At 64.2% G+C, this 13,752-nt stretch carries 12 protein-coding genes; 11 read left to right on the plus strand and 1 reads right to left on the minus strand.

From position 1 onward, the window contains the following. Window positions 1-5: 5 nt before the first annotated feature. Genes ccoO through AAG591_RS11325 form a run of 8 tightly spaced genes read left to right on the plus strand, consistent with a single transcriptional unit; the run spans window position 6 to window position 6,295 of the window. Entirely contained in the window at window positions 6-752 is a 747-nt protein-coding gene (gene ccoO / locus AAG591_RS11290; RefSeq protein ID WP_342531408.1) for a cytochrome-c oxidase, cbb3-type subunit II, read from the plus strand. Beyond that, window positions 749-913, plus strand: coding sequence for a cbb3-type cytochrome c oxidase subunit 3 (locus tag AAG591_RS11295; RefSeq protein ID WP_342531409.1), 165 nt, complete (start codon window positions 749-751; stop codon window positions 911-913). The genes ccoO and AAG591_RS11295 overlap by 4 nt, the downstream gene beginning before the upstream one ends. Further along, entirely contained in the window at window positions 903-1,814 is a 912-nt protein-coding gene (gene ccoP / locus AAG591_RS11300) for a cytochrome-c oxidase, cbb3-type subunit III (RefSeq protein WP_342531411.1), read from the plus strand. Before AAG591_RS11295 ends, ccoP begins: the two co-directional genes overlap by 11 nt. Further along, window positions 1,801-3,381, plus strand: a complete 1,581-nt coding sequence (gene ccoG / locus AAG591_RS11305; protein ID WP_342531412.1) for a cytochrome c oxidase accessory protein CcoG — start codon at window positions 1,801-1,803, stop codon at window positions 3,379-3,381. The genes ccoP and ccoG overlap by 14 nt, the downstream gene beginning before the upstream one ends. After that, window positions 3,378-3,824 carry a FixH family protein gene (locus tag AAG591_RS11310; protein WP_342531414.1) on the plus strand — a complete coding sequence of 149 codons (447 nt, stop codon included), beginning with the start codon at window positions 3,378-3,380 and terminating at the stop codon, window positions 3,822-3,824. Before ccoG ends, AAG591_RS11310 begins: the two co-directional genes overlap by 4 nt. After that, window positions 3,821-5,941 carry a heavy metal translocating P-type ATPase gene (locus tag AAG591_RS11315; RefSeq protein ID WP_342531415.1) on the plus strand — a complete coding sequence of 707 codons (2,121 nt, stop codon included), beginning with the start codon at window positions 3,821-3,823 and terminating at the stop codon, window positions 5,939-5,941. The genes AAG591_RS11310 and AAG591_RS11315 overlap by 4 nt, the downstream gene beginning before the upstream one ends. After that, window positions 5,938-6,087 carry a cbb3-type cytochrome oxidase assembly protein CcoS gene (ccoS, locus tag AAG591_RS11320; protein WP_342531416.1) on the plus strand — a complete coding sequence of 50 codons (150 nt, stop codon included), beginning with the start codon at window positions 5,938-5,940 and terminating at the stop codon, window positions 6,085-6,087. The genes AAG591_RS11315 and ccoS overlap by 4 nt, the downstream gene beginning before the upstream one ends. Further along, window positions 6,077-6,295 (plus strand): hypothetical protein, encoded by a 219-nt coding sequence (locus tag AAG591_RS11325; RefSeq protein WP_342531417.1) that lies wholly within the window; start codon window positions 6,077-6,079, stop codon window positions 6,293-6,295. Before ccoS ends, AAG591_RS11325 begins: the two co-directional genes overlap by 11 nt. Here AAG591_RS11325 and hemN read toward each other — a convergent pair. Further along, window positions 6,279-7,592 carry an oxygen-independent coproporphyrinogen III oxidase gene (gene hemN / locus AAG591_RS11330; protein ID WP_342531418.1) on the minus strand — a complete coding sequence of 438 codons (1,314 nt, stop codon included), beginning with the start codon at window positions 7,590-7,592 and terminating at the stop codon, window positions 6,279-6,281. The two genes, AAG591_RS11325 and hemN, sit on opposite strands and share 17 nt — an antisense overlap. Before the next feature lie 178 nt (window positions 7,593-7,770). Here hemN and AAG591_RS11335 point away from each other — a divergent pair, with 178 nt between their 5' ends. The 3 genes from AAG591_RS11335 (at window position 7,771) to AAG591_RS11345 (ending at window position 13,719) form a co-directional block, all read left to right on the plus strand. Beyond that, window positions 7,771-8,439, plus strand: a complete 669-nt coding sequence (locus AAG591_RS11335) for an OmpW/AlkL family protein (protein WP_342531419.1) — start codon at window positions 7,771-7,773, stop codon at window positions 8,437-8,439. A gap of 496 nt (window positions 8,440-8,935) precedes the next feature. After that, window positions 8,936-11,668 carry a TonB-dependent receptor gene (locus AAG591_RS11340; protein WP_342531420.1) on the plus strand — a complete coding sequence of 911 codons (2,733 nt, stop codon included), beginning with the start codon at window positions 8,936-8,938 and terminating at the stop codon, window positions 11,666-11,668. An 83-nt stretch (window positions 11,669-11,751) separates the two neighbouring features. Continuing rightward, on the plus strand, window positions 11,752-13,719 hold the full coding sequence (locus tag AAG591_RS11345) for a tetratricopeptide repeat-containing sulfotransferase family protein (protein WP_342531422.1): 1,968 nt from the start codon (window positions 11,752-11,754) through the stop codon (window positions 13,717-13,719). Window positions 13,720-13,752 lie beyond the last annotated feature (33 nt).

Below are 13,752 nucleotides of genomic sequence, written 5' to 3' on the forward strand. Positions count from 1 at the left end.
CTGCGATGAGCCTGACCGAGCAACACAAAAAGCTGGAACGCAATATCACGCTGCTCGCCGTGGCGACCCTGGTGACGGTCGCGATCGGCGGGCTAGTGGAGATCGCACCGCTGTTCTGGATCGACAACACGATCGAGGAAGTCGAGGGCGTGCGCCCCTACAGCCCGCTGGAGCAGGCGGGGCGCGACATCTACATCCGCGAAGGGTGCTATTCGTGCCACAGCCAGATGATCCGCCCCTTCCGCGACGAGGTGGAACGTTATGGCCACTACAGCCTCGCCGCTGAAAGCATGTACGACCACCCGTTCCAGTGGGGGTCCAAGCGCACCGGGCCCGACCTTGCCCGCGTGGGTGGCCGCTATTCGGACGAATGGCACATCCAGCACCTGACCAACCCGCAAAGCGTGGTGCCGGAAAGCATCATGCCCAAATACGGCTTCCTTGCGGAACGCGATCTCAAGATCGCCGATGCCAAGGCAATGCTGCACGCGCTGCAGCTGGTCGGCGTTCCCTATACCGATCGTGACCTCGAACAGGCCGAAGCCGATCTTTATGCGCAGGCCGATCCCAATGTCGACGCGGGCGACCTGACCCAGCGCTATCCCAAGGCGCAGGTGCGCGATTTCGACGGCGATCCCGACCGCGTGACCGAAATGGATGCACTGATCGCCTATCTCCAGATGCTCGGCACGCTGGTCGATTTCGAGGCCGGCGCTCCGCTCGAAGAATTGGCGCAGGAGAAGGGACGATGACCTTCTACGAGGAACTGCGTCACTTCGCCGACAGCATCGGCCTGGCCGCCATGCTGGTGTTCTATCTGGCCTTGTGCCTCTGGCCCTTCCGCCCCGGCGGGAAGCGCAGCATCGACAAGGCAGCCCATTCGATTTTCGAGGACGATAACGATGGCGAATAAGCGCATCGACGCACCGACCGGCACCGAAACCGTCGGCCACGAGTGGGACGGGATCGAGGAACTCAACACGCCCCTGCCGCGGTGGTGGCTGTGGACTTTCTACCTGACCATCATCTTCGCGATCGTCTACGTCGTGCTCTATCCGGCGTGGCCGATGGTCGACAAGGCGACCGCCGGCGTGCTCGGCTGGTCGAGCCGCGGCGAACTGGCGGAGGAAATGCGCGTCGCCGACCAGGCGCAGCAGGGCTTTCGCGACCAGCTGGCGCAAATCCCGATCGAACGGCTGCCCGATAACAGCGATCTGATGGCGCGTGCCGTCGCAGGCGGACGTGCCGCGTTCCAGGTCAACTGCAGTCAGTGCCACGGTTCGGGCGGCGGGGGCGACCAGAAACTCGGCTATCCCAACCTCAACGACGATGCCTGGCTGTGGGGCGGCGACCTGAAAGCGATCGAATATACGATCACGCACGGGGTGCGCTGGGCAGGAGATGACCAGACCCGCCAGAGCCAGATGCCGCCCTTCGAAGGCGCGTTCGACGACGCCCAGCTCAATGCGGTGATCGACCATGTCCTCTCGCTCAGCGGCAAGGCCAAGCCGAACGCGGCGGGGGCGCAGACCTTCGCGGACAACTGCGCTGCCTGCCATGGCCCGAGCGGCGGCGGTGGGCGAGAATTCGGCGCGGCGCGGCTGAACGATGCGATCTGGCTGCGCGGTAGCGACCGGGCGGACCTCAAGCGTCAGATCCTAAATCCACGCATGGGCGCGATGCCCGCGTGGGGCGAGCGGCTCGATCCGGTGACGATCAAGATGCTCGCCGCCTATGTCCATTCGCTCGGGGGAGGCGAAGACTTCGTTGAGGTCGCGAAAGATCCCGAGGTGAAGGTCGATGAGCAGCCCTGACACCACCGACGAAGGGCGCGATCGCGCGGTTGTTCTGGAAGACGGGGTCGCCAAGACCAACGATCCCGTCTCCAGCGCCATAGCCCAGCCCGGCGCGACGACGCGGCGGCACGAACCCGGTGAGCCACCACGCACCCAACTGCCGGAAAAGCTCTACGAGAAGCGCAAGGCTGTCCATAACAAGCGGATCGACGGGCCCTTCCGCCGGTTCAAGTGGTTCGTGATGTTCGTCACGCTGGCGATCTACTACGGCACGCCTTGGATCAGATGGGATCGCGGGCCCTTCGCGCCCGACCAGGCGGTGCTGGTCGATCTCGCCAACCGCCGCTTCTACATGTTCGGCATCGAGATCTGGCCGCATGAATTCTACTTCGTCGCCGGGCTCCTCATCATGGCGGGAATCGGGCTGTTCCTGGTCACCAGCGCGGTTGGCCGGGCGTGGTGCGGCTATGCCTGCCCGCAGACCGTGTGGACCGACCTGTTCCAGCATATCGACCGCTTCGTCGATGGCGATCGCAACGCGCGTGCGCGGCTCGACAAGGCGCCCTGGGGGCCGAAAAAGATCGCGCGGCGCGGGTTCAAATGGTCGATCTACCTGATCATCAGCCTGGCGACGGGTGGCGCGTGGATTCTCTATTTCGCCGATGCACCGACGCTGTTCGGGGACTTCTTCTCCGGTCAGGCCGCGCCGGTCGCGTACATCACCGTCGGCATCCTGACGCTGACCACCTTCACGCTCGGCGGCTTCATGCGCGAACAGGTGTGCATCTACATGTGCCCCTGGCCGCGCATCCAGACCGCGATGCTCGACGAGAAATCGCTGATCGTCACCTACAAGGACTGGCGCGGCGAACCGCGCGGCAGCCTGAAGAAAGCGAAGAGAGACCCCGAGCATTTCGGCGACTGCATCGATTGCAACCAGTGCGTCGCGGTCTGCCCGACTGGCATCGACATTCGCGAGGGGCCGCAGATCGGCTGCATCACCTGCGCGCTGTGCATCGACGCGTGCGACCGCGTGATGAAGGACATCGGCCGTCCGCGCGGGCTGATCGACTACGCCACGCTGGAGGCATCCCGCGAAGAGGCACAGGGCCACCCTGCCCAGCCCGCATGGAAGGCGCTGCTGCGCCCGCGCACCCTCGTCTATTTCGGCGTATGGGCCGGGATCGGCGCAGGCCTGCTGTTCGCACTGGGTACGCGCAGCCATACCGACCTGACCGTCTCCCCCGATCGCAATCCCCCCTTCATGCTGATGAGCGACGGATCGATCCGCAATTCCTACACGCTCAAGCTGCGCAATATGGAAAGCCGCCCGCGCGAGATGGAGGTCGCCATCGAAGGCCTGCCCGGCGCGCGTATGTGGACCGACATGCTCAACGCGCGCGACGCGGCCCCTAGCCTGACCTTCAACGTCCCCGCCGACCAGATCCGCACCGTGCGCGCCTATGTCGTGGCGCCGAGCGATACGATCTCTAGCGAGTTCACCTTCCGGCTGACCTCGGTCGACGAACAGCGCGAGACCGACGGGGTCGAAACCCGCTTCGATGCACCAGCAGGAGGATCATGATGGGCACGTTTACCGGCAGGCACATGGCCGCGACCATGGTGGGCGGGTTCGGCATCGTCATCGCAGTAAACTTCTATATGGCCTCGCTCGCCACGAGCGGCTTCGGCGGTGTCGTGGTCGAGAATTCCTATGTCGCGAGCCAGAAATACAACGGCTGGCTGGCGGAAGCGCGGCAGCAGGAGGCAACGGGCTGGGATGCATCCGTGTCGCGGCGCGCGGATGGCCTGGTGGTGGTGACGGCCGTTGGCGCTCCAGAGGATATCACCGTCACCGCAACCGCGAGGCGACCGCTGGGCAAGCGCGAAGTGCGCGACCTCTCCTTCACGCGGAGCCTGGACGGCAGCTTCATATCGACCCAACCGCTCGACGCAGACCGCTGGACGCTCCGCGTGATGCTTGCGGATGAAGCGCACAAACGCATCGTCGAGACCCGCATCCCGTGAACGCGCATACCGCCTTGCCTCAGAGCGACAGCTCCCCGCTGTGCCAGACCACCTTGGCGGTTCCGGGCATGCGATGCTCCGCGTGTATCGCCAAGATCGAGAGCGGACTGACCGCGATCGAAGGCATAGCGGCGGCAAGGGTCAACCTGTCGGCCAAGCGTGTGGCGATCAGCCACGATCGCAAACTGGACGACCTCGACCTCACAGAAGCGCTACAACGCCTCGGGTTCGAAGCTCAGGCGGTGGAAGGCCTGCCGATGCGCGGATCGTCGCAGGATCGGGAGCTTTTGAAGGCGCTGGCGGTCGCGGGCTTCGGCATGATGAACATCATGCTGCTGTCGGTCGGCGTCTGGTCGGGAGCAGACGGCGCGACGCGCGAGGCATTCCACTGGCTTTCCGCCCTGATCGCTTTGCCGGTGATCGCCTATGCCGGGCGTCCCTTCTTCGTCTCCGCACTGCAAGCAGTGCGTCGTGGCACCAGCAACATGGATGTACCGATCTCCATCGGCGTGCTGCTGGCCACCGGGCTGAGCCTGCACGAGACGCTGGTCGGCGGCGAACACGCCTATTTCGACGGCGCAACCATGCTGCTGTTCTTCCTGCTGGCGGGCCGCGCACTCGATGCGGAGATGCGCAACCGGACCCGCGCGGGTGTCGGCGCACTGCTGGGCCGGATGGGCCGCCACGCGAGCGTGCTGCGCCCCGATGGCTCGACCGAGCGGATGGCGGCAGACACTCTGGTGCCCGGCATGGTGATGCTTGTCGCCGCCGGAGAAGCCCTCGCCGCAGACGGGACCATCGAAGAGGGGGCCAGCGCGATCGATAATTCGATGCTCACCGGCGAAAGCACGCCGGTGCAGGTGGGGATCGGCGAACGGGTTCATGCGGGCGCGATCAATATGCTCGCCCCGCTGCGGGTGCGCATAACCGCCGCCGCGCAGGACACCGCGATCGCGGAAATCGCGCACCTCATGGAAGAGGCGGGCCAATCGCGCAGCCGCTATGTGCGGATCGCGGACCGGGCCGCGCGCCTCTATGCGCCTGCGGTCCATACCCTCGCAGCGCTGGCATTCGTGGGCTGGATGATCGCGGGGGCCGGGTGGCACCAGTCGCTGGTGATCGCCATCGCGGTGCTGATCATCACCTGCCCTTGCGCGATGGGCCTTGCCGTGCCCGCCGCGCAGGTTGTGGCCTCGGGTGCGCTCATGAAGCGGGGGCTTCTGGTGAAGGACGGCAGCGCGCTGGAACGGCTGGCAGAGGTCGATGTCGCGGTGTTCGACAAGACGGGCACGCTGACGCTTGGCGAGCCACAGGCCGAACTGGATGCGGTGCCGACGCGGGCACTTCCAATCGCCCTCGCGCTCGCGCAGGCGAGCCGTCATCCGCTCAGTCGCAGCATCGCAAAGGCGCTTGCCGCGCAGGGTATCGCGCCGGCCAAGCTCGAAGGGGTCCGCGAGGTTGCAGGCGATGGCGTATTCGCGATGCATGCAAGCGAGGCTGTCGCCTTGCGCCGTCCGCAAGCCGACGCCGGGCAGATGGCGGTCGAACTCGTCATCGCTGACGAGTGCTGGCCGGTCCGCTTCGACGACCCGCTGAGGTGCGATGCCGCGCAGGCCATTGATCGCCTGCGCAGTCTGGGGATCGAAAGCCGCATCCTTTCGGGCGACCGGGACGCACCGCTGGCCAAGGTCGCGGACGAGCTCGGGCTGCAAAGCTTGGGCAATGTGTCGCCGCAGGAAAAGCTCGCGCAGCTCGAACAGTTGAAGGCGGCCGGGGCGAAGCCGCTGATGGTCGGCGACGGCCTTAACGACGGACCTGCGCTTGCCTCGGCCCATGCATCCATCGCGCCCGGGACCGCGAGCGATGCGAGCCAGCAGGTCGCCGACGCGGTCTTTATCGGGGAACGCTTGATGCCCGTCGCCCACGCAGTAGCGGTGGCGCGGCGGACCATGCGCGTCGTCCGCCAGAATTTCGGCTTCGCGATCGCCTACAACATGCTCGCCATACCGCTCGCGCTGGCGGGCGTGGTCACGCCGCTGATCGCGGCAATCGCCATGTCCTTGAGTTCGCTCATCGTCATCGGCAATTCGCTGCGGCTCGCCTGGGCGACCAAATGAACGCGCTGTTCGTCCTCATTCCCATCGCGCTCGGGCTCGGCGCAGCCGGTCTGGCCGCGTTCTTCTGGTCGATGCGCGACGGCCAGTACGACGACATGGACGGCGCCGCCGTCCGCATCCTGATCGAGGATGACAATGAGGATTGAGCTCTACGCCCTGGCGGCGCTGGTGCCCGCAATGACCGGTCCGCTCCCGGCATCGGTCGACACGATCACCGCCCAGCTGTGCAATGGCGGCAGCATCGTGATCCCCATCAGGCGCGACGGAGAAAAGAAGCCCGAGCGCGATTGCCGGTTCCAGGCGTGTCACGCGGGCACGTGCCGCAAGCGCGCCCGGCTTACACAGCCGAACTGAACTGGCGCGGCGACACCGAACGATAGGCATCGAACAGTGAGGCGATGGTGCGCGCGTAGGGAAGCCCGTCGGGTTCGATGCGCAGCCACTCACGGTCGATGCTCGCCAGGCCCCGTTCGATGAAGGGTGAAAGCCTTGGTGCCACCTCTGTGAGCATTCGCGCACCGACCCGGCTGCGCCCGTCGCATAGCAGTTTTGCGATGATGGAACCCCGATAGCGGTCGTCCGCGCTGCGATGGATGCCGCGCGTGACGGTCAGCTGGCCCTCGCCCGCCTTCATCCGGTAGCGGCCCGAGTTCTTCTCGTTCTGGGCAATCAGGCCAGGAAAACCGCTGATGGCCGATGCGCCCAATCCGATCAGCACATCGCTCGGGTCGTCGGTAAAGCCCTGGAAATTGCGCTTCAGGCGGCCACTCGTGACCGCCGCTGCAAGCGGATCGGCGCCCGCCTTCGCGAAGTGATCGAATCCGACGGGCAGATATCCATGCGTGAGGAAATACCCGAAACCCGCCGCAGCCATTTCGAAACGCGCATCGCGGCCCGGCAGGGCGCTCGCGTCGATCATGCGCTGGCGCGGCACCACATGCGGCACATGCGCATATCCGAACAGCGCGACCCGATCCGCGTCGAGCACGCGGGTGCGGTGCATGCTGTCTTCAAGATCGGCCAGCGTCTGGCCGGGCAGGCCGTACATCAGATCGAAATTGATCGAGGAAACGCCCGCCTCGCGCAGCCAGTCGACGGTCTGTACGATCTGATCCTCGGGCTGGAGACGCCCGATCGCTTGCTGGCAATGCGCCGCGAAAGTCTGCACGCCGAGGCTCGCGCGCTCTACCCCGGCGGTACGCAGAGCCTGCGCCCACTCCCGGCTCATGGTGCGCGGATCGAGTTCGATCGAGAAGATCGGATCATCCAGTTCGAAATGGTGTGCCAACGCATCGACCAGCCGCAGAAACTCGGCAGGGGCGATGGCGTTCGGGCTGCCCCCGCCAAAGGCAATCCGGCCCACACGGGTTCCGCGCGGAAGCAGCGCCGCGACCGTTTCAAGTTCGCGATAGAGCGCGTGCAGGTAGCTTTCCAGCCGCTGGCGCCTGTTCGCCTTCCCCGTATTGCACCCGCAATAAAAGCATATCTGCTCGCAGAACGGGATGTGGAGGTAGAGCGACACCTCCCCCTCCGTCCGCTCGAGCGCGCTGCGATAATGACAGGCTGGCAGCAGATCGAAGTCCGCTGCGGTCGGATAGCTGGTATAACGCGGCACCGGCGTTTCCAGCAGCTCGGGATAGTAAGGCCACATGCGGCGCAATCTAGCCGTCCGTCGGCATCCGTCTTTGCGCTGGATCAAATTTGACGAACAATTTTAGCGGTCTTCATTTTTGATCGGCGTCAATGCAGATGCGCTGCCGCTCCGCCATCTCGTTCCTCGCCGCCCTCAATCGGGGTGGCGCACATCGAATGCTAGAAGGATCGAAGAGATGAAGCGTCTGTTTGCCGCAATGCTTGTTGGAACCGCCGTGATGGCCACCCCTGCGGCGGCCCAGGATGATCTGGGCAACGTGCAGGTCAAGCTGCTCGGCACTGCCGTTTTGCCCGATGGCAAGATCACGGCCGTCAATGTCGATACGGTCGGTCTGCCCGTCGGGACGCAAACCGAAGCGAACGACAATGTCGTACCCACCCTGGCGATCGAGTATTTCCTCAGCGACAGTTTTTCGGTCGAAACCATCTGCTGCATGACCGAACACGATGTCGACGCCGTGGCTGGCCTGCCCGGCGCGGAGCTGGTGGCGGACGCAAAGCTCATCCCGGCGACCATTACCGGCAAGGCGCATTTCGATCTGGGCGGGGCGAAGCCCTATGTCGGCGCAGGTGTGACCTATTTCCTGTGGGTCGATGTCGATCCGGGTGCCGCGACGGTTCCGCTTGGCGTGACCGACACCGACCTGTCGGACGAATTCGGCTTCGTGCTGCAGGCAGGCATGGACGTACCGCTGAACGACAAGGGTTTCGGCCTCACGCTCGATGCGAAGAAGTACTTCGTCGGCACCACTGCCCGATGGTACGCGGGCAATACCCTCGCGATCGAGACCGAACACGATCTCGACCCCTGGGTGCTGAGCGCAGGCGTCAGCTACCGCTTTTGATACCGCGTATCGGACGGCGCGCCGCGCTCTGACTGGACCGGTTTGTCGTTCTGGATTGCAATCTCGCGACGGCGCGGAAGCGCTGCGACGCGTGATGCGCCCATCCCGGTAAACTCGCGGCTGGCGGTCTTGATCGTCAGCCGGGGGCCCCGGGCGCTCCGCGTCTTGTCGCCGCTTAGGTGACCATTTTCCTGCGTTTAACGCCTGCGAGCTCGCTTTCTTGAACCGACAAATTACGCAGAAGTGGCTTGGCCTTAAAATAACAGTTCAGACAATGACGCGGGCGTAAAAGCTTGAATTGGATTCGTGTTGTCATTTTGCAACGCATTTATCTCATTTCGGTATTTTTGGCCCGGTTCCCTGTAGTTTGCATTTACCCCTTGCTACCCGGCGATGCGCGAACGGTTCTTATGCAACCGATCCATCCGCATTTCTCCGGGCGCTTCTGCCGCCCGTTTTGATCGTCGATCACAGCTCGCAACCAAGGGGCAACCTCATGAAGACTCTAGTAGGCGGCGCGTCGCTCGGCGCGTTGGTCATAGCCATGACCTCCACACCGGCCATCGCGCAGGACGCGTCTCCAGCACCCGACCAGCAGCAGGCGGGGAAGGAACAACGCAAGGGCGGCGTCAACACGATCGTCGTCACCGCACAGCGCGTCAGCGAAGATCTGCAGGATGTGCCGATCTCGGTCCAGGCGATCGGCGAAGAGGAACTGCAGCAGCTCAACATCAACACCTTCGACGACTACCTGGAGCAGTTGCCGAGCGTCACTTCGGGCGGCGGCGGCGGACCGGGCCAGAGCACGATCTATATCCGGGGGCTCGCATCGACCACTCCCAACCTGACGACTGCGGGCGTTGCGGGGCTCGCCCCGAACGTCTCGCTCTATCTCGATGAGCAGCCGCTCTCGCAGCCTGGTCGCAATCTCGATGTATACGCCGCCGATCTGGAACGGATCGAAGTGCTTTCGGGGCCGCAAGGCACGCTGTTCGGCGCCAGCTCGCAGGCCGGCGTCGTGCGCCTGATCACCAACAAGCCGCAGCTTGGTCGGTTCGACGCCGGCTTCACCGCCGGGACTTCGTTCACCAAGAACGGCGAGTCCAGCTACAAGGCGGAAGCCATGCTGAACGTGCCGGTGACCGACAATCTCGCCCTGCGCGGTGTCGTCTATCTCGACCATCAGGGCGGCTATATCGACAACGTGCCGGGCACGCTCGACGCCAGCCAGAGCGCGCGCTTCCGGCCCGAAGGCACCGTCCGCTACAACGGCGTACCCGTCTCGGCCGACCGCGCGGGTTTCCAGTCGGAAGACGACCTGTTGAACGTAAACTTCCTCGCGGCCGACAACTCCGGCCTGGTCGAGGACGATTTTAACGATGCCCAATATTCGGGTTTCCGCATCAGCGGCCGTTACGAACTGGGTCTGGACTGGCAGATCGACGCCTCGCACAGTCGGCAGTCGCTCGACAGCGACGGCGTCTTCTATGCCGATCCGACACTCGACCTCGATGATCCCTCGATCCAGCGCTATCAGGACGAGCGGCTGGAAGACAATTTCTCGAACACAGCCTGGTCGGTCGAAGGGCGGCTCGGCATGCTCGACCTGGTCTACAACGGTGCCTACACCGACCGCGAGACCGAACAGAAGGTCGACTATTCGGATTACCTGTTCGCCGGCCAGTATCTTCCCTACTACATCTGCGACGGGTCGGTCAGCTACCCCGGCGAAGGCAACGATCCGAGCGGCACCTGCCAGGCATCGAACAACTACGTCACGTCCGACAGCGACCTTACCAAATTCTCGCAGGAACTGCGCCTAAGCACGCCCGAGCAGAACCGCTTCCGCGTCACCGCGGGCGCATTCTACGCCAAGACGATCCTGAAGGAGCGCAACGACTACAACTATCCGGGCAACATCGCCGCGGCGCCGTTCGGCGGCTTCGCGCCGAATTATCCGTTCCCGGATGCCTACCAGTCCGATCCCGGCCCCCTTCCCGCCTCGGCCATTTTCCGCAACGACGTAAAGCGCACGGACGAGCAGTTCGGCCTGTTCGGACAGGCGAGCTTCGATGTCGTGCCCGACCTGCTCTCGGTCACCGGAGGCCTGCGCTACTACGACGTCTCGGTCGACCTGGAAGGCACTGCGAACAGCGCATTCTGCAATGCCGGCGCCGCAGAGGACCAGAATGCCTTTGGCACCAACATCTCGGACCTCTACGATGGCGACGGGCAGTACACCTTCATCGGTTCGTGCAACACTGCCGCCCGGCAGACCTTCAGCAGGGGCCAAAGCCAGACGGAAATCGCCCAGGCGATCGCCGCAGCGTACAACGATGGTGTGACTGACCCAGCGACGATTGCAGCCAACATCGCAAAGGCTCAGACGAACGCGGCGCAGGTCTACAATGCGATCCGCGCGCCCGATAAGGCGAAGACCAGCGGCGTGATCTTCAAGGGGACGATCAACTTCACCCCGGCCGACGACCTGCTGTTTTACGCCACCTATTCGGAAGGTTTCCGGCCCGGCCTGCTCAACCGTCCCGGCGGTGCGTCGGGCCCCAATGGCTTCATCGTACCGTTCGAGCTCGCAACCGACGAGGTGCAGAACTACGAGATCGGTGCGAAGACCGAATTCCTCGACCGTCAGGTGCGGCTGAACGTCAGCGCGTTCTATGTCGACATCAGCAATCTGCAGACGACGATCTTCGATCCCAGCATCACCAACCTGTTCTTCTCGGACAATGCGGCAAATGCGGAGATCAGGGGGGTCGAAGGCGATTTCACCTTCGCACCTTATTCTGTGCCCGGCCTGACGCTGGCAGGTGCTTTCTCGATCCTTGATACAGAGATCACCGAAGTGCTCACCCCGACCAACGATGTCGTCGTGGGATCCGACCTCGCCTACGCTCCGTCATTCCAGGGCAATCTGCGCGCCCGTTACGAATGGGATCTCGGCGATACGCTGACCGCCTTCGTCATGCCGCAGGTCACCTATTCGGCGGCCAAGAACACCGATATCGTCAACATCAACAGCCTGCGGCTCGACGAATACACAATGGTCGACCTGTCGGCAGGGGTGAGCCACGACCAGTGGAGCTTCGAGGTCTACGGCAAGAACCTATTCGATGAACGCGCGCAGATCTCGGGCGATTTCTACTACGATCGCCCGCGGATCAACATCAGCCGGCCGCTCACGGTCGGGATGCGCGTTTCCTTCGATTATTGATCGAAACGCACGTGCAAAAGATGGTGGCGGGGGCTGGCCCATGGCGGGCTTGCCTCCGCCGTCTTGCGTTGTAGGCAGGGCCCATGGTGAGCGAGGATGACGGCATAAAGGCGGCCAAGGCGGCACTGCAGGCGGGCGATTTCGCAGGCGGACTTGCCCTGGCAGAGCGGATGCTGGCGTCCGATCCCGCCGATGGGGAAGCGCTGTATCTCGCTGCAGTCGCCTGTCGCTATCTTCAGCGGCACGACGAGGCCCGCAGATTTCTCGATCGGCTTCACGCGGCGATGCCCGAATACGGCCGCGCCTGGCAGGAGACCGGGCATCTCGCCCGCGCCGAAGGCAAACCCGCCGAAGCCCTCTCCGCATTCGACCGCGCGACGCGCTACAACCCGGCGCTGACCGCGAGTTGGCGCGCGCAGGAGGCGCTGCAGGGCGAGCGCGGGGCACCCAGCGAGGCGGCGGCGGCACGCGCGCAAGCGGACCGCATCGAGGCTCTCCCGCGCGAGCTTGTCGCAGTGATGCACCACCTTCACGAAGGTCGGCTGCTTCGGGCGGAGGAGTTCTGCCGTCATTACCTGCGGCGACATCCGAAGGACGTCGAGGGGATGCGCCTGCTGGCCGAGATCGGCAAGCGCTTCGGCGTGCTCGACGATGCCGAATTCCTGCTCGAAAGTGCGGTCGCTTTCGATCCGGACAATGTGCAATTGCGGCTCGACTACATCGAAATTCTGCGGCGGCGGCAGAAGTTCGAACGCGCGCGGACGGAAGCTGAGGCACTGCACGAGCGTGAGCCCGACAACCCCCTATTCCAGTCGCACCTCGCGATCGAGAGTATGCAGACGGGCGATTACGACCGCGCCTTCACGCTGTTCGATGCGGTGCTGGAAAAACTTCCGCGCGACCCCGCGACGCTGACCAGCCGCGGCCACGCGCTCAAGACCACCGGCGCGCAGGACGATGCGATCGCCAGCTACCGTGCCGCCATTGCCGCCCGCCCCGACCATGGCGATGCATGGTACGCTCTGGCCAATCTCAAGACCTATCGTTTTTCCGAAGAAGAGATCGCCGCGCTACGCGGACACGCCGGGCGCCACGATCTCGCCTTTGCCGATCGCGTCTATCTGTCCTTCGCGCTGGGCAAGGCGCTGGAGGATCGCGAAAACTACGCTGACAGCTTCGCCGCCTATCGCGAAGGCAACGATCTGAAGCGCGCACAGACGCGCTACAGTGCCGACGCGATGAGCGCGGAACTGGCCCGCCAGCGCGAGACGTGCGAAGCTTCGCTGTTCGAGCGCCATGCCGGCGAAGGGTATGGCGCGCCCGACCCGATCTTCATCCTCGGCCTGCCACGCGCGGGCTCGACCCTGCTCGAACAGATCCTCGCCAGTCATTCGCGGATCGACGGAACGCTGGAGCTGCCCAATATCCTTGCGTTCGCGCACCGGCTGCGCGGGCGCAGGGCAGGCGCGCCGCGCTATCCGCAAGTGCTGCACGAGCTGACGGGCGAGCAGCTGCGGCAACTCGGAAAGGAATATATCGAGGACACCCGCATCCACCGGCAGGGTGCGCCGTTCTTCATCGACAAGATGCCGAACAATTTCCGCCATGTCGGCCTGATCCATCTGATCCTGCCCAATGCGAAGATCATCGATGCGCGCCGCGCGCCGATGGATTGCTGCTTTTCCGGCTTCAAGCAGCTTTTCGCCGAGGGGCAGGAGTTCACCTACGGCCTGACCGAAATCGGGCGCTATTACAGCGATTACGTGGAATTGATGGCGCATTGGGACGCGGTATTGCCGGGCAAGGTGCTGCGCGTGCAGCACGAGGACGTGCTCGACGATCTGGAGGGCGAGACGCGGCGGATGCTCGATTTCGTAGGGGTACCGTTCGAGGAACAGTGCCTCACCTTCCACAAGACAGAGCGCGCGGTGCGAACCGCAAGCAGCGAGCAGGTGCGGCGGCCGCTCAATCGCAGTGGTCAGAATGCGTGGAAGAACTACGAACCTTGGCTCGGCGACCTGAAAATCGCGCTATCCGGCGGAGCCTCGTAGACCAGCCGGAATGGCGGAGAGGAATGGTCGCAT

The organism is Citromicrobium bathyomarinum (genome assembly GCF_038594485.1).
Lineage (GTDB): Bacteria > Pseudomonadota > Alphaproteobacteria > Sphingomonadales > Sphingomonadaceae > Alteriqipengyuania > Alteriqipengyuania bathyomarina_A.